Below are 19,360 nucleotides of genomic sequence, written 5' to 3'. Positions count from 1 at the left end.
CCCGGCAGTCGCCTGCGACCGCCTTGCCCGGCGTGCGCCTGCAAGGCGCCATGTGGCGCCACGGCAGCGTTAAGCGCATCTGCGGGATCACGTGGTCAACAAGCCGACGGCGCGCAAGGCGCTCTCACACGACACGTGGCACACATCGCCATGGTTCAGTGCCTTGAACTCGGCTCGGTGCTCGTCGGGACTCCAACGATCTAGCACGAAGACGCTGAGCTGACCACACCCCTGACAGACGGCGGTGTGCAGCAGTGGACGCAGAAGGTAATAGCGACCGAACTGATCGACTGCATAGGGACTGAACACTTCGACGTTGCCTGTAGTCGTGTCACGTCGCAGGCGCACCACACTGTGGTCGCCCATGAGTTCACGGAAGGCAACCTGGGTGCTGTTGGAGTAGCTGTCCCAGAGGGCCTCGTCCACGTGCCGGAGCGGGTAGTCGGCAAGCCATTCGGCCGCCGCGATGACCTTTTCCAACTCTGCCCGGGCGGACTCGCACAACGGTGCGAATTCGTGTACTGCTGGCACGCGGCCGTGAGCCATGTGGTTGCGACGTTCCTTCAAGTCCGCGACGGCCAGGGCGATGTCTCCGCCGAACTGGGCGAAGTTACGCAGCGGGGAGTCAGCTGGAATGGATGCGGTGGAGGCGACGCCGGCCAGGTCCGCCAGCATCGTGGTCCAGACGCCGAACGAAATCGGTGTACCTTGCTTGATCTTGCTCGACAGTGCGCGCAGTTTGGGCAGCGCCACCTGATGAGCAAACGCGAACTGCACGCCGACAGCGGCGCAGTACGTCACCACAGTCTCGGCGCAGTCGAGGACCGCCCGGTAGCCCGCTTCGTCCGGGCGTGCGGCATCGAGGGACCGCCACCGGCTGGCGATGGGGTGCGGCAGGGTTGTGCGGACGCGGGACGCGAACGCATCCAGAACTTGGGCGGCTTCCCACCGCTGACGGGTCAGCCGACCAGCTGCGATGATCTCGGCGCGCGCCGCGGAAATGTCTCGCCATTGGAAGAACAAGTCGACGGCCGTCATCGTCTGTCGGCGCCATTGGTCGAAATCATCCGCGGCGGCCGTCAGGTCGGCGATCGCCCGAAGTGTAGACCGGTCTAGCCGCGGAACCATGAGGTCGGCGAGGTCGTCGGGGGAGATGGTGACCAACTGCCGCCGGGAGACCGCCTCGTCGCCGAAGATGGCGTCGCCGCCCAGGTAGCGGCTGTACAACAGAGCCGCCCCGGGCGGAAGCGTATGCACTGGACGCAGGATGGCGAAGCGGGCCACGCTTGACGGCTGCAGCGCCGACGCGATCCACACGTTGTCCGATGTGCCGCACCACCGATAGTGCGGAACGATGAGGTCACTGTCCTGCCATGCACCGGCGGCGGGATCAAGCACGTCGAACACGTCAGTGAGCGGCTCGAAGTCCCGCTGGTCGGCACGGTCTGCCTTCACCGACGCAAGCGCGACGGCGGACGCAATCCGGCTGTGTCGTTCGCCGTCATCGCGGCGTTCAACATCGACGATATTGAAGATCCTGCCGGCGTCGCCGGGCGTTGACTGCCTGGTGTCCAACGCTTGGCCAGCCATCAGGTAGACGATGTGTTGTCCCCAATGGCGCAGGATTTCGGCCTCTGGCCGTGCTGCGGTCGCCGTCCACGGGAGATCCACGAAGGCGAGTACGGGCACCGCACCAGTGCCGCTGAGCGAAGCCCGGACACGTGCGAATACTGAGTTCAGTACGACAGCCGTCACCTCCTGGGTCATCCAGGAGGTCGAGCTCTCCCAGTGGTCCAGCGATACGTACCGTGGCTCGCGAACAAGATCGACCAGTATGCTGACGTCCACCGTGTGCCGGATCGCGGCCACCGCCACCGCAGCATGCCATTCTCTCGGCGCGGCGCGCTTCACCAACGCCTTTAGCTGCTCTCGCAGCATTTCGTCGGAGGGATCTGCGAATCGAAGCCGAACGAGCGGGCGCTGCGTGCCATCAGGGCCGGGAACGGTCGAAAGGTCCTCAACAGCCCGTAAGTGCCGTAGCAGTGTCTTAACCGCGGGCAATCCTTGCGCCACTACCTGTTCGGGGGCGAGGTCCGCCCCGCCCGTTTCCGTCAACTCCGGCACGACCACTGTCGAAGCCAGCCACCGGATGGCCTCCTCCACAAACGCCGCTCGGTCCGCCGTCCATCGACGTCCGTGTTCGCCTGGGAAGTAGATGCTATCGCCCCCGAGCCCGAAAGACTTCAGATGACTACGCCACGCCTCCTCCTCCGCCGTGAAGAACGGTTCGCCGCAATCGGGGCTTGCTGCCTCGACTAGGCAACTGCGTAACTGCTCAAGGCTCGACGAGTGCTTGGCGAGCGGCAGGGAACGGAGGTCAAGGCCGAGCCGCAGCCGTAGCGAGTAGCGGAAGCACCTCAGCTGGCCATGGCTTCGCATCGCGGCGAGCCCGAGCACGACGGACTGGTCGGAGGCTGGGTCGCGCCACTCATGTACGACGTGGCCCAGTTGATGCTCCGGGAAGAAGCGGCTCCATCCCGTGCGGGCTAATCCTTCAACTATGTGCGGAGTCAGGACGAATTGCACGAGCCGCGCAAACGTGGTTTTCCCGGACCCGTTGGCGCCCATGAGCAGGTCCGGAGCACCGGTTGTACCGAGGTCCAGGCATTCGTCCGCGAACGGCCGTCCCGGCGGCCCGACGGTGAGCACGCGAACCGTTCCCAGCTGGTACAACGGACCAACTCCTCATCGGGCGACAACACCGAGCGCGCTTGGAGACTACTCAGTCGACGTCGATGCGGACCACCCAATGGGGTTTCGTCGTCACCCGCGCAGGGCGAGTCTGCATAGTCGCTTCCACGGGATGCCGACATCGAGTCTTCGAAGTGGTGACACCGACGGCGAGCTCTACCAGCCCTCACCAGCCCCATGATCGACCCGCGCGGACCACGATCAACTTCCTGGACCCCTTGCCAAGGATTACCTGCATAATGCCGCGATGTGGGCGGGTGAGCTCGAGAGCGACTCTCAACGCTCTCGATTAATCGCCCGTTCCTTCGCCAGGTCATCGATGACCCAGCGCAGGGCCGACACGGCGTTCGAGTAGCGGAGGTAACGCGGGTTCTGGTTTGACTTCGGCTCGCACCGCTCGCGCATTCGGCGGAGCTCATCGATCATCTGCTGGAGTCTCTGTTCGTCCGTCACGCCGATCATCGTGGCCCCGCAGAGGTCGACGGACAAGGCGCACGCCCATTCCGCGATCCGCGCGGTTTGTTGTCGTGCGGGTCAGTGCACAGATCCATCGTCTGAGGTCAGGCGGGTGTTTAAGCCGGTGGGTGGCCACCGTCTGGTTGATTGTTGGTGGTTTGGGCGAGTGGGTGTGGTTGGCCGGTCATGGTGGCGAGGGCGGTGGCGACGGCTTGCACGTCGGCGCGGATGTACGTGGTCGTGGCTGGTCCGGTGTTGTCGGTGTGGCCGGCGTAGGCGCGGGCGGTGCCGTATCCGAAGTGGCGTTCGACCCAGGTCAGTGTGGTGTGTCGCAGCCAGTGGGTGCTGATGCCGTGGGCGGCGACCCAGGGCAGGTGCTGGCCGATGCGGTGCCAGAGGTGGTCGTAGCGGCGGCTGGTGAGTGGTGTGCCGTTGCGGTAGCGCAGGAGCGCGTCGGTGGGCAGGACGGCACCGCGGATGCGGGCGTGTTCGGTGAGGCGGGTGGCGAGGTGGAGGCTGATCGGCTGCCATCTGGTGGTGCCGCCCTTTTCGCGGAGCATGACGAGCCCACGTTCGGTGTCGAGGTCCATGAGGCGCAGCCCGAGGGCGCCGCCGCGTCGGCAGGCGGTTTCGGTGTGCAGGCGGAGCAGGAGCGCGTCGAGGATGGCGTCGTTGCCGGTGGTCCGGGCGATGAGGTTGATCTCGGTGAGCTCGTCCGGGGTCAGGGCCCGGCGGGTGCTGGGGAGGCGTCGGGGTTTGCTGATGCGGTGGGCGGGGCTGTCGGCTGGGTCGATGAGGCCGTCGTCGGCGGCGCAGGTGTAGTAGGCGCGGGCGGCGGCGATGAACAGTTCGCCGGCGTAGCGGCCGCCGCGGTTGTTGCGGCGGCTGCGGGCGGTGGCGACGGCCGCGAGCCGCAGCGCCTGGATCTCGCTGGCGGCGATGTCGTCGATCGGTCGGCCGGCCCAAGTGCTGGCCATGCGGTTCCAGTAGGTGCTGTAGACGCGTTTGGCGCTGGGTCCTGCGGCGGCGACGACGTGTGGCAGGTACTCGTCGAAGGTCGGCCGTCGTGGTCGTGCGTCGTGCTGCAGGTCGGCGAGGGTGATCCCGAGCTCGGCGAGCGCGGCCCACGCTGCGGCGAGACGGTCCGGGTCAGTGACCATGATGGCCGTCCGTGAGGCGGGTGTGGTGTTCGGTGAGCAGCCGGGCCACTATTGCCATCGGATAGACGGTTATACGGTCACGGGTGAGGTCGCCGGCGAGTACGATCCGGTCGCCGCCGCAGATCCCGCACAGCTGTCGCGCCGCGGCGGGCAGGGTGAGGGCGCCGCGGGGGTCCGTCAGGACCCGGCCGCCCGGGTGGCGTTGGATCAGGATCGTGCCGTCGGCGACGTCCACGACGAGTCGGTGCTCCGGGTGCCAGTCCAGTTGGTGCAGCAGCTTCCGGGCCGAGCAGCGCCCGGCCCGGTCGAGCCGGGCCACGTCGAGTTCGATCCTGTCCGGACCGGTCGGTGCCCGGGGTGGTGGGAGGGTCGGCAGCGGTGCCGGCGTCGGGATGGGCCGGGGGAGTGGCTGAGGGATCAGCGCGCCGATGAGCTGCTCGACGGCTGGTCCGCTGCGTCTCATGGCGGTCATCGTGACCGCGCCGCGATCGAGGGGCGTGTGCCACAAACGGGCTGGTCACCCGATCGAGTCACCGAGCACGCGGTATCGCACCAGCGCCGTGGGCGGCCGTGCCCTGACGTGATGTTGGTGTAATCCCACACGAACTGGTGTCGAAGGGGGGATTAACCCCCACCCATAGCATCCCTGCCCGAAGCAGGGATTCATGCGTTTATGCTATCGACACGGTTTCATTCCTTCAAGTCCTCGTCGGATCTCGGCCGTTGCCCGCTGTAGTTAGTCGAAAGCCGGTTGACGGCGGTACAGGCCATCGCCCCGTCGCGCTCGTTGGCGGTCGGCTTGCTCTGCCATGTCGAGGTGTTGGGCTGAGTTACGAGCGGGCGTTTCAGGTGGCATGAGACAATTCAATGGTCGCGCCTGACGATGTGCAGGGCCGCAACGCAACGGCGCCACCATCCATCCCGCCGCCGGTGGCCGGTGGGTTCTCTCAAGGTCTGTTGTACCCGCGCAGCGTCGCGACCTGCTGCGTTGCCATTGGTGACGAGCACCAGGACCGCAGCGGCGCGCAATGCCAGCGCGGCGTCGACGGGCCCGACATTGTCGGCGTAGCCGTGTGCAATGAGGTTCCGGAGGTTGGTGCCGTAGTTGAGCAGCAAGGTGCGTAGGAAGCGTTCCCAGTCGGGGTCAAAGTCGTTCTCAACCAGCAGCGGCAACAAGCTTCCGAGGCCGGGAAACTGGCCAACCGAGTCGCCGACGGCGGCCCGGTACATAGGTTCGTTGAGTTCGAGTAGCAACGCTCGCGTGGCGGCTTCGACCTTCGGCACGATGAGGTGGCAGCATGCGTCGTATTCTTCGACCCAGTACAGCTGGAATGCCGTGGCCAATGCCTGAGCCAGGTTCGGCGCGGCTCCTGATTGGAGCAGAAAGGCCTTGAGGTCGGCCTGGGATGGTATTCCGAATCGCTGTTGAAGTTGAACCAGTGCGCGGGCCAGGAAACGGCCGCGCATCTCCATTGTCTGTTGTTCGATCTGCACGAGCGCGTGCTCCAGGCGATCTGCGTCGCCGTCCAGCGCCCGGGCTGGAAGGTCGCCGTCGCGGAAGATCACCATGGAGGCGAGGCGGGTCATCACCGACGCCTGAAGGTTTCGGTTGGCTGCGCGTTCGTTGGCGGTAAAGCTGCCACTGGGTGCCGTTGAGTGCAGCCAGATCGAAAGTGCTTGCCGCCACTCGGATGCCTGCGAGAAGCCGGGCAGGTGGGCATGGAAGAACCGGGATGGCGTAGTGATCTTGTACTCGGAGACGGTCCAGGAGACCCTGGGCGCAGACTGCAAGCCTGCGACCGCCCTCTTCTCCAGGTCGGCCAAACCGTAGGTGTGGGCGGCCGCCGCAGCTTCGCTATACCGGTTCCTGATGATCATCGGATCGGTCGCCGCGTCGGCCTCGGCGATCATCGCGTTCACCTCGTGCCGGCTCGCCTGTTCTGCCCGTTCGCTGCCTTCGCCGGCGCGGCGCCGGATGAGGGTGGCGAATCCGCTGATGATGTGGACCTGCGAGTACGCAAGGACAGCCCGGTCAAGCAAGGTGTCCACGTCGGGGTCGACGGATTCGGGCCGTGTCCGCCCTGGGCTGATCAAGGCCGCGAGGACTGTCATGGCGGGGTACGGATCGCCTTGGTCGACGCCCTCCGTCGCCAGCGTCTTCATGGCCTCGTGGATCGCGTTGGACGTCGTGGTGTCGTTGAGGCTGACCCGGCGGGCGAGGACCCACGCTCGGACGAGGCTGTCGCCTCGGTGCCGACGTGAAGTAGGTGGCTTGGATGCCTCGAGATACGCGTTTATCGCCTGCTCGGCGGAGGTGCGACGGTTGCGCAACAGGGTGAGGGTGAAGACGATGTCCCAGCATCGTGCACGTGCCATGGGATGCCGAACGTGCTCGGCAAGCCCGAGCCAAAGTGTGCGCATCGCTTCTGTGGCGTCGCGCAACGCCACTGGCAGCAGCGACGGTCCGTCCAGCGGCTCCAACCGTGCGTCGACTCGGGCTTGGTCCGGTGTCGTTACTTCCAGCAGGTACATGAACGTGTGAAACAGCGCCATCTTCTCGGAGCGGCTCGTCAGCGGATCGATCTGCGGCGAGAGTTCATCGACTCGCAACGCGACGTCATGCGGATCCGCTGCGCCATCACAGGCGGCGTCGACCAACGTTGCAAGCGCAGGCAGTCGTTCCGGATCGTGGGTGTATGGCGGGATGGGACCGGCTGTCACCGCTTCGTCATCTGGCGGAGTGGAGAGGGCGTCAACTTGTGGCTCGCTCACGATGCCTTCCTGCAATACGTGGAGGGAGTCAAGTGAACCAGGTCATTCAGTTGCCGCTCCAACCGTTTACAGCGGGGCGCAGCGTCGGCGCCCGCCGCGGGTGGGCCAATGGGGGCTTTCTTGCTGATCTTGGCTCGTGCCGTACATGAGCCTGGGGCAGCATCCGGCGGGCCTCGGCCCTGCGGTGAGGACTCCAGACCCTAACTGCCGTCACCGGCAGACACCACCGTTTCTGCGCCAGAGCCGTTAAGTTGACAGACCCACTGCGGGCGGGTCCGCAGTTCTCAAGATGGGATCACCGACTTTGTTGGCTGTGCCTAGTCCGACGCCAGCGACCAGAAGCCCTCGGCCAGCTCGACGAACGGTTTGGTTGTGGTCTCGGGATGCACGCTGACGAGCTGGAGGAACACGATCTCGTCGGAGGCCAGCTCCGGTAGACCAAGGTGCTCGATGCGTCGGCGATCCTCTACTCGGCCGCCGCGGAACAGGAACAAGCCTTCTTGGGCCAGCTTCGGTTGCGCATCGCGCAGCCGTCTCGCCGGATCGGCCTGCATGACGACCGTCGCCAGAGCCGTACGGGAGATGGGGCGTCCCCGCGATCGCCGGGCGAGCTCCACGACCCTGTCGATGCTGCTGGCTTGGGCGAAGATTTCCTGCCGGTCTTCCTCGTCCAGTTCGGCCAGCACGTTCCGTTGGAGCGGTTTGTCTCTGAACAGCCATATGAGTCCCGAGTCGAGACGGTCTCGGCGCAGGGAAAACTTTCCGTCTCTATTCTTTGCCGGAGCCGCGAGGTCGTCGGTCACACGACCGAGGGCGAGGCCCCACTCTCCGAGTTCTTCGTTGGCATACACCAGTATGACGAGTTGGCCGGTGTTCTCCGGTCCGAGTTGCCACGCACCCCGGGTCTGGGTGAACTTGAAGTCCGCCTCGACACCGTCGATCGATAGGTCGAGGCGATGTCCATCGGTGAGTCCGAAGGTGCGTTGAAAGGCCAGTTCGACCTGGGCGCCGACGGTAGTTTTTTCCGACTTGAGGAGTTGTTTCAGGCTGTACCGACCGGTCCGCGGACCGTCGATCACCCCGTCCAGCGCCTCGCGCACGGCTGTCGCCGTCCGCTGGCCATTTGGATCGAGGCGCCGCAGCAGAGCGACAGCCCGCCACAAATCCGCGTCGGTGTCTGGCGATAGCGGTGCAACGATCGGCTGTTCGAAGTCGTCCTGCGCCTCGGCGGTGCTGCCAGCCCCCGGTTGATGCACCGGGAGGTCGATCTGCGACTCGCCGGAAGGTACTCTCACGGCAGCTGCGGTCGCCGTTCCTTCTGGCCCAATCGTTTCGGCGCCCAGTTCCAGCCGCCCCGACAGCAGGGCGTCGAGATCGTCCGGTGGTACCGCCCGCGAGTACAGGAATCCCTGCGCATGCTCGCACCCCAGCGACCGCAGCGTCGCCGCCTGCTCCTCGGTCTCCACGCCCTCCGCCACCGTCTGCAGCGAGAGCCCTCCGGCCAGCTGGAGGATCGCGCGCATCAGTGTGGTGTCCACGGCGGTCGCGATGAGCGTGCGGTCGATCTTCAGCACGTCGACGGGCAGGTGGACGAGGTAGGCCAGGGAGGAGTACCCGGTGCCGAAGTCGTCGATCGCCACCCGCACCCCGTCGGCGCGCAGCGCGTCCAGCCGGGCGGTCGAGTCGGCGTCGGCGACCAGGGTGCTCTCGGTGACCTCGAGGACGAGGGCCCGGGCCGGCAGCCCGGCGGCGTGCAGGGCGGCGCGGACGCGCTCCACGAAGTCGGGTTCGCGCAGCTGGTGGGCGGCCACGTTGACGGTCAGGCTGATCCCGTCGCGGGCGTGCCAGGCGCGGGCCTGGGCGCACGCCTGCTCGAGCACCCACCAGCCGATCGGCACGATGAGGCCGGTGGCCTCGGCGACGGGGATGAAGACGCCGGGCGGGATCGCCTCGCCGCCGGGCGGGGTCCAGCGCAGCAGCGCCTCGACCGCCGTCACGCGGCCGTCCGCGAGGCGGACCACCGGCTGGTAGTGCAGCGCGAACTCGCCGTCGCGCAGGGCCCGCCGCAGGCCGGCGGCGAGCTCGGGCGTCTCGCTCGCGGCTTCCACACGGTCGAGGAGCGGTATCAGGTCCTCTGTTCGTGCTGTTCCTCGCGGCGCGAATCGGCGGGCCACGACGACCCCGACGACCAAATCGTCGCCAGGGCGCCGAACAGGTGCGCCTGCCATGATTGAAGGGATGGCGGCAGTTCTTCCATCGCCGGTAGCCCAAACGTCATCGGTGTACGAGGAGGTGTGAGGTTCGGTGCCCAGCAGGGCACGGTCGATGATCACCCGAGTGCCGGCCGGGATTGGGTCGGTCGCGGCGAAGCCCGCGACCGATGCGTCGAACGCCTGAGTGCACCTCATCACCGCAAGGTCGGTCCGCTCGTCGACCACGGCTATCTGTGCGGGGATCGGCTGGCTGTGATGGTTGAGTGCAGTGACGACTATGTCAGGTTGTAAGTCGCTGACGATGTGCAGGGCAGTCACCAGGACGCCAGGTCGAGCTTGGAAACAGGTGCCGACGATATTTCCGGCGCGGTCATGGACCCGGCCAAGATATCCCGGAATGTCCTGGCCGTCGGGACGTGCAGGCTCCATCACCGTTCCGTCGACAGGTTCGTTCGGGCGGGGAAGTTCGACGTGGAGGCCGGTGGCGGCGGCGAGGACCCGTGCGACCTCGGAGGCGGTTGGTCGGCCCGCGGGGTCCTTGGCGAGGCAGCGGGCGATGAGCTGGCTGATGTCGCCGGGCAGGCCGGGGATCTCCGGGAGCGGGTGTGGGGGCTCATAGACGTGGTTGGTGATCATTTGCGTTGGCGTGTCCGCGTGCCACGGGAGTCGGTCGGTGAGGCAGCGGTACAAGAGCAGGCCGACGGTGTACACGTCGGTCGCCGGGATGACCCCGCCGCCAAGGAGCCGCTCGGGGGCCAGATAGGCGGGGGTACCGAAGATGGTGCCGTCCTCGTCGTCGGGGGCGAACGAGCCGGTGAGCCCGGCCACGCCGAAGTCGAGGATCTTCGCTCCGGCGGCGGTGAGCATGATGTTGCCGGGCTTAATGTCGCGGTGCACCAGGTTGCACTCGTGCGCTGCGGCGAGCCCGGCGGCGACCTGGGCGCAGATCTGGGTGGCGCGGCGCCACGACATAGGGCCGCTGCGCAGCCTATTGGACAGCAGCTCGCCCTCGAGCAGCTCCATCACGATGTACGGGCGCCGGCCGTACCGGCCGTACGTGTTCGCGGTGGGGTCACCGGCCTCGCCGTAGTCGTGCACGGCGGTGATGTTGGGATGATGGAGGCGGGCGAGGACCTGCGCCACGGCCCGGAAGGGCTCCGAGTTGCCGGGCTTGTCGGCGAGCAACTTGACCGCGACATTGCGGTCCAGCGCAAGATCCTGGGCCCGCCACACGACGGCCATGCCACCGGTGCCGATGGGGGCGATAAGCCGGTACCTGTTGTTAAGGATCTCGTGCCTGTTGCCAAGGATCTCGCCAGCCACAGCCGGTTCGGTGCGCACCGCTGCAATCCAGGCGTGCACCGGTGAGCGGTCCGCGCCAACATGTAGCGTCAGTGGCCGCAAGGCGGTCCATGATGCGCCAGTAACCGTATGGGCGACTGCCGTACGCAAGGAATCTGAGAAAACGACTGCGAGGTTGGCGTCGGTTGGGAGGCGCAGCTCGGGTGCGTTGAGCACTTCCGAGTTGAAGCCGGCTTCGTTCGCCAGATACATCGCTGCGCGAACCTGCAGCCGATCCTGCGGTTCGATGTCCTGGTTGGCGGTGACGATTCCATTGGCGAGCGCGGCGAGCAGCTCTGCGGCGCCGTCAGCGGACGTGCGAAGTGTCAGGTCGCGCCGGGGGTCGCCGCCGATCCGTTCGACGTCGTATTCATTCATGATCCGCTCGACGAAGACGCTTTGAAAGCGTGCTTCCAGCTGCTTACGCCGATCGCCAGCCTGCGCGATTTGCAGGTCCATCACCACGAGGCGGGCGGCACCGGCGTCGAGCTCGTTTGGGCCGGGCCGTTCGCCGCCAGGTGTGGAGGCGGCATGCGGCGCTCGCGACCGTACGATGGTCATCGATCCGGTTCCGGACGACCGCAGCGCCGGTGTCGACTGGACGCCGGCCCGGGCCATCTCGTGGTAGACGTACTCGTAGACGTCGTTGATGGTGATGACGCCGTCGCCGTCGGCGTCCGCATCGCCCGTGGAGAGGCCCTTGACGACCGCTGCGGTGAAGGCTGACATCCCTGGTCTGCCGTCCTCGCCAGTCGTCTGCCACGCGTACTGCGTGCCCTGCGTCGCGGTGAGGACGGCTCGTCTGACATCCGGCGCGAGGGGGTCGCGGACGTCCGGGACGGTGTTGCGCCTGTCGGCCATCGCGCCGCTGAAGCAGGTGTCGATGAGCAACACCTGCTGCCGTGCGCGGGAGTGGTCGAGCAGGTCCATGATCCATTGCGAGTCGATGGCGGTCGCCAGCAACCTATCGCGTCGGGTGTCGGTCGTTGCGAGGTACAGGTGCCCCCGCGGCTCCAGCATCCCGTGACCAGTGACATACACCAGGACCTGGTCGTCGGGCCCGCTGCCGGTGAGGACGTCGTCGAGGGTCTGCCTGATCGTCCGTTCGTCGCGGTCGAGGAGGACGGTGACGTCGTAGTTGCCGATCGACGGGTCTCGCAGCACCTCGGCGATCGCGCTGACGTCGGCGACCGCGCCGGGCAGTGGCGGCAGCTCCGAGTCGGCGTACGTAGACGTGCCGATGACGACAGCGATCCGGCGGCCGGTGGAGACCGGCCGCGGCGGGGGCTGCTGTCCGGCGTCGATGCCGGCCCATCGATCGCGGGCGGTCGGCCCGGTCCAGGAGGCGGCGATCCGCGACACCAGCTGTTCGACGTGGTCGATGAGCGGGATGACGAACGGCACCCCGCCCGGGGCCAGGCCGTGGCTCATGGAGCGCACCGGGTCGACGTACTGTTCGGGGTCGATGCGTGAATTGGGAGGATCGTCGAAGGTCGTTTCGAGCTCGATCTCGAACCGACCGAGCGAGTCCCAGGATGTCGCCGACACCAGCACCCGGATGCTCGACGTCGGTCCTGACCGGCGGATCTCCTCCACGAGCGGGAGGAGGTCCGGGACATCGTTCACGACCAGCACCGTGCTCGGCCCGCTCGCCAGCCGCCGGGCCTGCATGGCCCGCCGCACCCGGGCGATCAGGTCGGCGTCGGGCCGGGGAGCGTACTGCGCGACGTGCGGCAGCCCGGCAAGGTCGGCGAGGGGGTTGGCCGGGCCGACGATGAAGAACTCGAGTTGGTCGGGGCGCCGGCGTCGGGCGAACGACAGCACCAGCGACGACAGGATGGTGCCCTTACCCGAGAAGATCCGGCCGACGATCGCGACATTGCCGTCGTCGAGGTCGACCGTCAACGGCTCGTAGTCCCTGCGGCTCTCGTCATCGACACCGCCGACGACGCCGAACGCCCGGCCGTCCGCCGGCAGCCGGGCGAGGAGCTCGTCCAGGGTCGGTGGGTTAGCACGTGCCGGCACCCAGATCGGCGGCTGCCGGTCTGGATGGCGCGCGACCGCTCGTTCGATCAGCATGTCGGCGACCGTCCGGCGTTCGTCGTACGCCACCGCCGTCGTCGCGGGCAGCATCTGCGTTGCGTGTTGCCGGTCGTGCGTCTGGGTGACGAGATTGGCGAACGGTGCGTGCGGCTCATCGAGCCGCACCGTGATCGTGGTGACTGCACCTCTCGGGATGTCGTTGGTGTCGGCGTACAGATACGCCGTCTCGACAGCGTCGCTGCCGACGGCAAGCGTGATGCACTTGGGCTTCGCTGCGGGGCTGCCGGCGCGGCTGCGGATGGCCCGGTGCAGGCGGCGCCGGTCCTCCTGCCGGCTCAGGTCCGTGACGGCCGCGACGACGTGGGGCAGGACGTGCAGGTCGTCGAACACCCGGTCACCTGTGGTGTCGAGCAGGACCAGGTTGACCTCGCTGGGGCGGTACGTGCAGGCGAACGCGAGCGCGATGGTGCGGAGCGTGTCCGTCCGGGCGCGCTCGGTGGAGAACACCGCCGTCACCACGTGCTGGTCGGTGTTCAATGGAAGGTACACGGGCTGGCCGGCCACGGTGCCGACCGGCGCACTCATCCACGGGGACGGGGCGAGGTCAAGGTCCAGCAACAGATGCAGCGGCACCCGCTGGTCCGTTCGGTCAGTCGACGCGTCCACCGGCTGGACCCGGGCCAGCAGCCGCAGCAGCGGTGCCGCGACGTCGTCGGCGGTGTCGCGCAGCGCAGCCCGGATCGGTGCGACGTCCGCGCCGGGCAGCAGCGCCAGCTCGCCGAGCAGCGACAGGACGTCAGTGTTGCCGGCGCGCAGACGGGCGAGCGCGGCCTCGATCTCGTCGGCGACCCGCAGCGCGGGGTCCGGTCGTGCGGCCAGGCGGCCGCGCATCGCCACGAACCAGTCCGGCGACAGCTGCACGGGCGCCGACGTCCCGGCGCCGGCCTCGTCGAGCCATCGGAACGCTGCGGGCGGGTCGATGATGCTCAACGCGGTCAGCTGCTGGGCGTGCAGGAGCAGCGGCTGCCCGCCCCACACGCCGGGGCGGTCGCAGTACCGCTCCAGCAGCAGCGCCACCTGGACGGCACGGTCCACCCCGTACCGGGTGCCGAGGCTCAGCAGCAGGTGGCGGCGCAGGTCGGGCTCGAACTCGTACAGGTCGCCGCCGAGTTCACGGAACAGCGGTGAGCCCAGCAGGTCCGCCTCGACCGTCCACGGCAGCTCGTCCGGCGGGTCGAGGAAGAAGTTGGTGCGCAGGAGGTTGAGCAGCGTCGGGTCGACGGCGACCGGCACGGCGGCGTGGCAGGCGAGGTCGAGCGCGCCGGGTGGCAAGGTCGAGCGGGCCTCGGCCAGGCGGGCGGCCGCGGCCGACGCGGCGGCGAGCGCGGTCACAGTGGGCGCTCCAGTGTCGCCGGCCGGCCGCGGAGGACGTCGACTGCGGCGTACATGCCGTCCCGGTCGAGCGGGAACATGGGCACGTGCCGGGCCAGCTGGCCGGCCGTCGTGCCGGCCCAGCGTCCGCGGGCGAGCGGGTTCAGCCAGGCGAGGTGGGCCCGGCGGGCGGCGACGGCGAGCGCGAAGGCGACCGCGTCGTACAGGCGGGTGATGGCGAACGAGCCGCGCATCGCGCCGGCGTCGCTGATGACAGCAACGGACGAGCCGGGGGTGGTGTCGGCCAGGAGCGCCGGCAGCGGCCGTGAACCGGTGAGGTCGGGGTTGCGGTACACGCGCCCGCCGGGCAGCGGCGTGATGCGGTCCAGCACGGGGTCGAGCTCGGCGCCGAGCGGGTCGGGCAGGTCGGCCAGCGGGCTGCGGTCGGGGCTGCGGCCGGGGGAGTTGTGGAAGTAGGCGATGGTGATCTCGTCGAGGCGGGCGGCGCGGACGATTGCCCGCAGGACGTGCTCGACGAGGCCGTGGAACGGGGTCATGGACCCGTTGAGGTCGACGAGCAGCAGCAGCCGGGCGGCGTTGACGCGGCGCGGGGCGAGCACCGGCGGCATGGCCACGCCGGTCGACGCGTAGCGCACGACGGTGGCGTCGACGTCGAGCTCCGTCGGCGGGCCCTGGCGGACGGGCAGCCGCAGCCGGCGCCACACCTGGGCGACCTCCCGCTGCGACAGCGGGTACTGCGGCTGCAGCATCAGGAACGGCGCGGACCGTCCGGAGCGTGGCGGGCCGAGACCGTCGCCGAGGCGGGTGGGGGCGGTGATGGTCAGAGCTTCCGGCATCTCGGCGTCGGCGGCGGGTGGGGGCAGCTCGACGGCCGACTCGGGCGCCGGGAAGGCGACGGGCGGCCCGTCCGTCACCGGTGCGGCGCCACCCTCCACCGGCCACTCAGGCACGTCCACGAGGTGCAGCGTCGAGACGATGAGCTCGGCATCGCGGCGGGACTTGGCCCACAGCGTGACACACAGCGCGCGCAGCTCGTCGGGGGATCTGAGACCGTGGCCGGTGCTGAGCACGGTCCGCAGCGCCGCGCAGTCATCCACGCCGATCGGCAGTCCACGGCGGCGCAACCGGATCACGAGGTCGTGGAGGAACGCCGGCATCGGCGGGCTCATGGTGTGCTCAACCGTTTGCGGGCCCGGTCCTGGTCGGCGCGCTGCTTCACCAGTGCGCCGATCTTCGGCAGCGTGGTGAGGCTCTGCGGGTCGACGTCGTCGCTCTGCAGGCAGCGGGCCCAGTCCAGCAGCTCGCTGAGGCCCGGTTTGCGGGCCAGTTCGACGCCGCGCAGGCGCTGCAGGACGTCGATGGCGCCGCCGCGCAGGGCGGCGTCGGCGATGCCGTGCATGTCGAGGATCGCGTCGAGGTCGTCTGGGTGCTCCGGGAACTCGACGTAGTGGAACGCGCAGCGGCGCAGGAACGCGCCCGGCAGCTGCTTCTCCTCGTTGTTCGTCACGATGATGATTGGCCGCAGGTCGGGGCGGTCCGGCGGCACCTCGTACCGCAGGCCGGGGACCTCGTCGATGTCGAAGCGCAGCTCGTCGAGCTCCCGCAGCAGGTCATTGGGGAAGTCGAGGTCGGCCTTGTCGATCTCGTCGATGAGGACCACCGACCGGCGGCCGTGACGGGCGCGGGCGATGGCCCTGCCGAGCGGGCCGAGCCGGACGTAGCTGCGGTCGTCGGGCAGCGTCTTGGTCCACGGCCGGTGCAGTTGGGCGTCGGACAGGCGGCGCACCGCGTCGAACGTGTACAGCAGATCCCGGCCGCGGCTGGTGGACTTGATGTGCGCCTGTTCCAGCGGCAGCCCGAGCCGGTACGCGACGGCGTGCGCGAGGCGGGTCTTGCCGACGCCGGGGTCGCCCTGGACGAGCAGCGGCCGGCCGAGGGTGATCGCGACGTTGACCGCGTCGCACAGGTCGGCGGTGAGCAGATACGGCTCGGCCGGCACGGTCCGCAGCTGCGGCCTGCCGAGCGCGCCGGGCGCCGCCTCGACGTCCTCGATCGGCCGCTGCGCCGGCACGTCATCGTCCAGGTCCAGTCGCATCGACGTGTCGACGCCCCGGCTGACGTTCACGTCATGCCTCCTTCACCAATTCGCCCTGCAACCATGCGCTGAACTGTGCGGGGTCCTCACATCTGCGGGCCGCGTTGATGCTGCTGTGCAGCGCCCCGTACGTGAGCGGGATGCTGAACCCGTCGCGCAGCTCGGCGCGTTTCTGCACGTAGCCGCTCCAAGGGCGGGCCAGATCGGCCGGCCAGCCGAGGCCGGCGAGCACGTCACGGGCCCACTTCGCCACGTCGAGCCGGGTGAACACGGGCCGGCCCAGATCGAAGACCCCGCACGGCGCGGGAGTGTCGGTCGCGGTGACGAACAGCAGCACGAACCAGCGTTCGATCGGTCCGCAGCCGTCCCGGACACCCTGCCAGAAGCCGTCGACGGCGGCGGGCGTCGCGTCGTTGACGAGGACCTGGCAGACGATGCCGGTCTCGTCCAGCTCCGGCAGGTGCTGCAGGATCTGCTTCACCTTGTGGTCCGGGTCGGCGATGACGGCGCCGAGGCTGACGTCGTCCTTCTCCTCGAGATCGCCGAGGCAGTGCGGCAGCCACGCGCAGAGCCGCTTCGCCACCGCGGTCTCCTCGGCCGTCACCCAAATCCCGAGCAGCCCGGCCTGCCGGTCGAGCAGCAGGTCGTGGATCACGTTCTTGGCATGGTCGAGGTCGAAGTAGGCGTCGTTCTGGTGGCGCACCTTCGCCGGCACGGCCCGCGCCGCCGCAACCTCGCGCCCGTACGCCTCAGCGTAGGCCGCGACCTGCCGGTTCGCCGGCCGGCAGGCCATCAGCCGGCGGGTCAGCAGGTCGTCCCACCCCTCGGCCACGGCCTGCTCGACCAGCCGGAACGCGGTGTCGTGCAGCGGCCCGTCGCCGGCGATGTCGGCCAGGTTCCGGTCGAGGTCGATGCGGACGAAGACGGCGAGCTGCTGGTAGGTCGGGTAGGCGCTCTTGAGGGCAATGATCAGCAGGCGCATGCGGATGCCGTCCATGGCGTCCGCCCTCAGAAGACCGCGAGGTCCGGCGGCAGCGCCTGCCGGATCGCGGTGATCGGGACGGCACGGTTGTGCGTCGGTAGGTGCCCGCGGCGCTTGTCCGGGTCGCCGCCCTGGTGCATCGCGACCACCGCGAGGGAGATGTCGAACACGGGGGCACCTGACGAGCCGTGCGCGGTGTTGACCATGTGCCGCAGCCGGGTGCCGTTACCGTTGTAGTCGATGGTGTGCCCGAACGCCATGCTCAGCGGCTCGCCGTCGAGGTGCTGCAGCATCACCAGGTCGTCGTAGGCGGCGAGCGAGTCCTGCCGCGCCGGCCGCAGCCAGCCGCCCGGTGTCCCGGCGGTGCGCAGGACAGCGAAGTCCAGCTCACCGGCGGCGGGCAGGCGGTCGCCGGGATCCTCCAGCGTGTCCACCGGGCTCGGCGGTGCGGCGGCCATGAGCCAGTCGTGGTGCAGCGGGGCCGTCGCTCCCGCGTCGTCGTGGCGATGGTTGAACTGCAACCGGATCGTCGACGGTGTGACGTCGTCCAGCACGTGGTGGGCGGTCAGGCACAGATCCGGGCCGATGAGGAACCCGGTGCCGAGCGGTCGCAGACCGGCGGGCGTCTCGGCCGCGACCCGGCACACCACGCTCTGCGCCGCCGCGAGCCGGGCGCGCCAGGCGTCGGGGTCGAGCTCCGGCGCGCGCGGGCGGACGGTCCGCTCGAAGACGTCGGCGGCTTCCGGTGACGGGGCGACCTCCGCCCGCCACCCGGTGTCCACGGCCCAGGCCCGCACCAACGGGTTGCCGGCGCGGTCGGCGAGGACCGCGTCGATGAGGTCCGGCAACCAGCCCTCGGCCTCGCCGGCGGTGATCACGGCGAAGACGACCTCGGTCATGCCGACGTTGCCGACCAGGTCGGACAGCCGCCGGTCCAGGTCGAACCGCAGCACCTGCTCCAACCCGATCCGAGCCGGATACGCATGCAGCAGCGCCCCGGCGAGCTGCCGCAGCTGCGGGCCGCTCAACGCACGAGAGATGCCACACCACCTTCGATCGACCACCCCAAGGACTGTCACTGTACGACAACGCACGGTGCCACAACTCCTCCGCTCCGCCCACCCGGAGGTTCGGTCGAACGGCCAGGGTGGCGGGGTGACGCCGTGGCGATAATGTCGCGATGACGTCGATGCGGCACGCGCGGGAACGGATCACGGTCACCGATCAGCAGCTGGCCGGTTGGACCGGCACCAGGTCACGCACGGAGCTGCTGTTGTCCGGCGCCTGCCCCGCGTGCCATGACTCGATGTTCATGAACCTACCGCTGACCAGCACCTCACTGGAGAGCGCACCCGGCCTGCCCGCCCCGACGACGCTGACCGCCTCCGTGCCGTGCGCCTGCCGCGGTGAGCACCCAGACCGGCCGGAGGGCGTCGCGGACGGTTGCGGTCGCACATGGACGGTCACCGCGACGTTCGTCTCCGACACCCAGGTCGACGTCGCTGCCGCGAACGACCCGTACCTAAGCGAGGCGGCCGAGGCGCTGCGGTCGGAGACGGCCGGCCGGCTGCAGTCGGTGCGCACCGCCGCGGACCGGTGGACAGCCGCCGTGGTCACCCTCATCGGGCTCGTCGGCATCGTCCTGCCTGCCCTGGGGCGCGACGACATCCGTTCGCTCGAGCCGTGGGCCCAGGTCCTCGTCGGCGGGTCGCTGCTGGCCGCGCTCGCCGCCGCCGCGGTCGCCGTCGTCAACGGTCATTCGGCCGCCCACGGCCTGCCGGTCACCCGTGCGGTCGCCGACGACGAAGGCCTCCGCGAGTGGTACGTCGCCCACCGCGCACGGGCATCGGTCGCAGGCGCTCGCCTGCGCCGGGCGATCATCGCCGCCGCTGTCACCATCGCCGCCCTGGCCGCGGCCGTGGGAGTGACGACGTTCGCCCCGGCCGCCCCGCCGGAGTCGACCCCGGTGCAGGTCACCCGCCCGGACGGGGCCACCGTATGCGGTGTTCTGCTGCCCTCCACGGCCGACAACACGCTGCGGATCCGTCGTGCCGACAGCGGCGACATCGAGATCCTCCGTCCGTCCGACCTTGTCCGTCTCAAACCGGTAAAGGTGTGCTGATTTGACTGGTTCATCGCCCTAAAGGGCGTCGGT

At 68.9% G+C, this 19,360-nt stretch carries 11 protein-coding genes; 1 reads left to right on the top strand and 10 read right to left on the bottom strand.

What is annotated here, in order from left to right; all coding sequences use genetic code 11:
• Window positions 1-87: 87 nt before the first annotated feature.
• The 10 genes from AB0I21_RS48445 to AB0I21_RS48400 form a co-directional block, all read right to left on the bottom strand.
• Complete coding sequence (locus AB0I21_RS48445; RefSeq protein ID WP_360571419.1) at window positions 88-2,733, bottom strand: hypothetical protein; 2,646 nt, start codon at window positions 2,731-2,733, stop codon at window positions 88-90.
• Window positions 2,734-3,027: 294 nt separating this feature from the next.
• Window positions 3,028-3,204: a hypothetical protein gene (locus AB0I21_RS48440; RefSeq protein ID WP_360571417.1), complete on the bottom strand. Its 177-nt coding sequence runs from the start codon at window positions 3,202-3,204 to the stop codon at window positions 3,028-3,030.
• A gap of 119 nt (window positions 3,205-3,323) precedes the next feature.
• Complete coding sequence (locus AB0I21_RS48435) at window positions 3,324-4,367, bottom strand: site-specific integrase (protein WP_360571415.1); 1,044 nt, start codon at window positions 4,365-4,367, stop codon at window positions 3,324-3,326.
• Window positions 4,357-4,830 (bottom strand): hypothetical protein, encoded by a 474-nt coding sequence (locus AB0I21_RS48430; RefSeq protein WP_360571413.1) that lies wholly within the window; start codon window positions 4,828-4,830, stop codon window positions 4,357-4,359. The genes AB0I21_RS48435 and AB0I21_RS48430 overlap by 11 nt, the downstream gene beginning before the upstream one ends.
• A 401-nt stretch (window positions 4,831-5,231) precedes the next feature.
• Window positions 5,232-7,139, bottom strand: a complete 1,908-nt coding sequence (locus AB0I21_RS48425; RefSeq protein WP_360571411.1) for a hypothetical protein — start codon at window positions 7,137-7,139, stop codon at window positions 5,232-5,234.
• Window positions 7,140-7,456: 317 nt separating this feature from the next.
• Window positions 7,457-14,128 (bottom strand): NaeI family type II restriction endonuclease, encoded by a 6,672-nt coding sequence (locus tag AB0I21_RS48420; RefSeq protein ID WP_360571409.1) that lies wholly within the window; start codon window positions 14,126-14,128, stop codon window positions 7,457-7,459.
• A complete protein-coding gene (locus AB0I21_RS48415; RefSeq protein WP_360571407.1) occupies window positions 14,125-15,285 on the bottom strand; it encodes a hypothetical protein in 1,161 nt (386 codons plus the stop codon). The genes AB0I21_RS48420 and AB0I21_RS48415 overlap by 4 nt, the downstream gene beginning before the upstream one ends.
• An 8-nt stretch (window positions 15,286-15,293) precedes the next feature.
• Window positions 15,294-16,253 carry a MoxR family ATPase gene (locus AB0I21_RS48410; protein ID WP_360571406.1) on the bottom strand — a complete coding sequence of 320 codons (960 nt, stop codon included), beginning with the start codon at window positions 16,251-16,253 and terminating at the stop codon, window positions 15,294-15,296.
• A gap of 1 nt (window position 16,254) precedes the next feature.
• Window positions 16,255-17,220, bottom strand: coding sequence for an effector-associated domain EAD1-containing protein (locus AB0I21_RS48405; protein WP_360571404.1), 966 nt, complete (start codon window positions 17,218-17,220; stop codon window positions 16,255-16,257).
• A gap of 11 nt (window positions 17,221-17,231) precedes the next feature.
• Entirely contained in the window at window positions 17,232-18,233 is a 1,002-nt protein-coding gene (locus AB0I21_RS48400; RefSeq protein ID WP_360571402.1) for an effector-associated domain EAD1-containing protein, read from the bottom strand.
• 152 nt (window positions 18,234-18,385) lie between these two features.
• Between AB0I21_RS48400 and AB0I21_RS48395 the strand changes: the two genes are divergently transcribed.
• On the top strand, window positions 18,386-19,327 hold the full coding sequence (locus AB0I21_RS48395; protein WP_360571400.1) for a hypothetical protein: 942 nt from the start codon (window positions 18,386-18,388) through the stop codon (window positions 19,325-19,327).
• The last annotated feature ends 33 nt before the right edge of the window (window positions 19,328-19,360 follow it).

The sequence above is a fragment of the Dactylosporangium sp. NPDC050588 genome, from assembly GCF_040654975.1.
GTDB lineage: Bacteria > Actinomycetota > Actinomycetes > Mycobacteriales > Micromonosporaceae > Dactylosporangium > Dactylosporangium maewongense.
The sequence above is the reverse complement of the archived record's forward strand: the minus strand, read 5'-3'. Positions and strand labels throughout refer to the sequence as shown.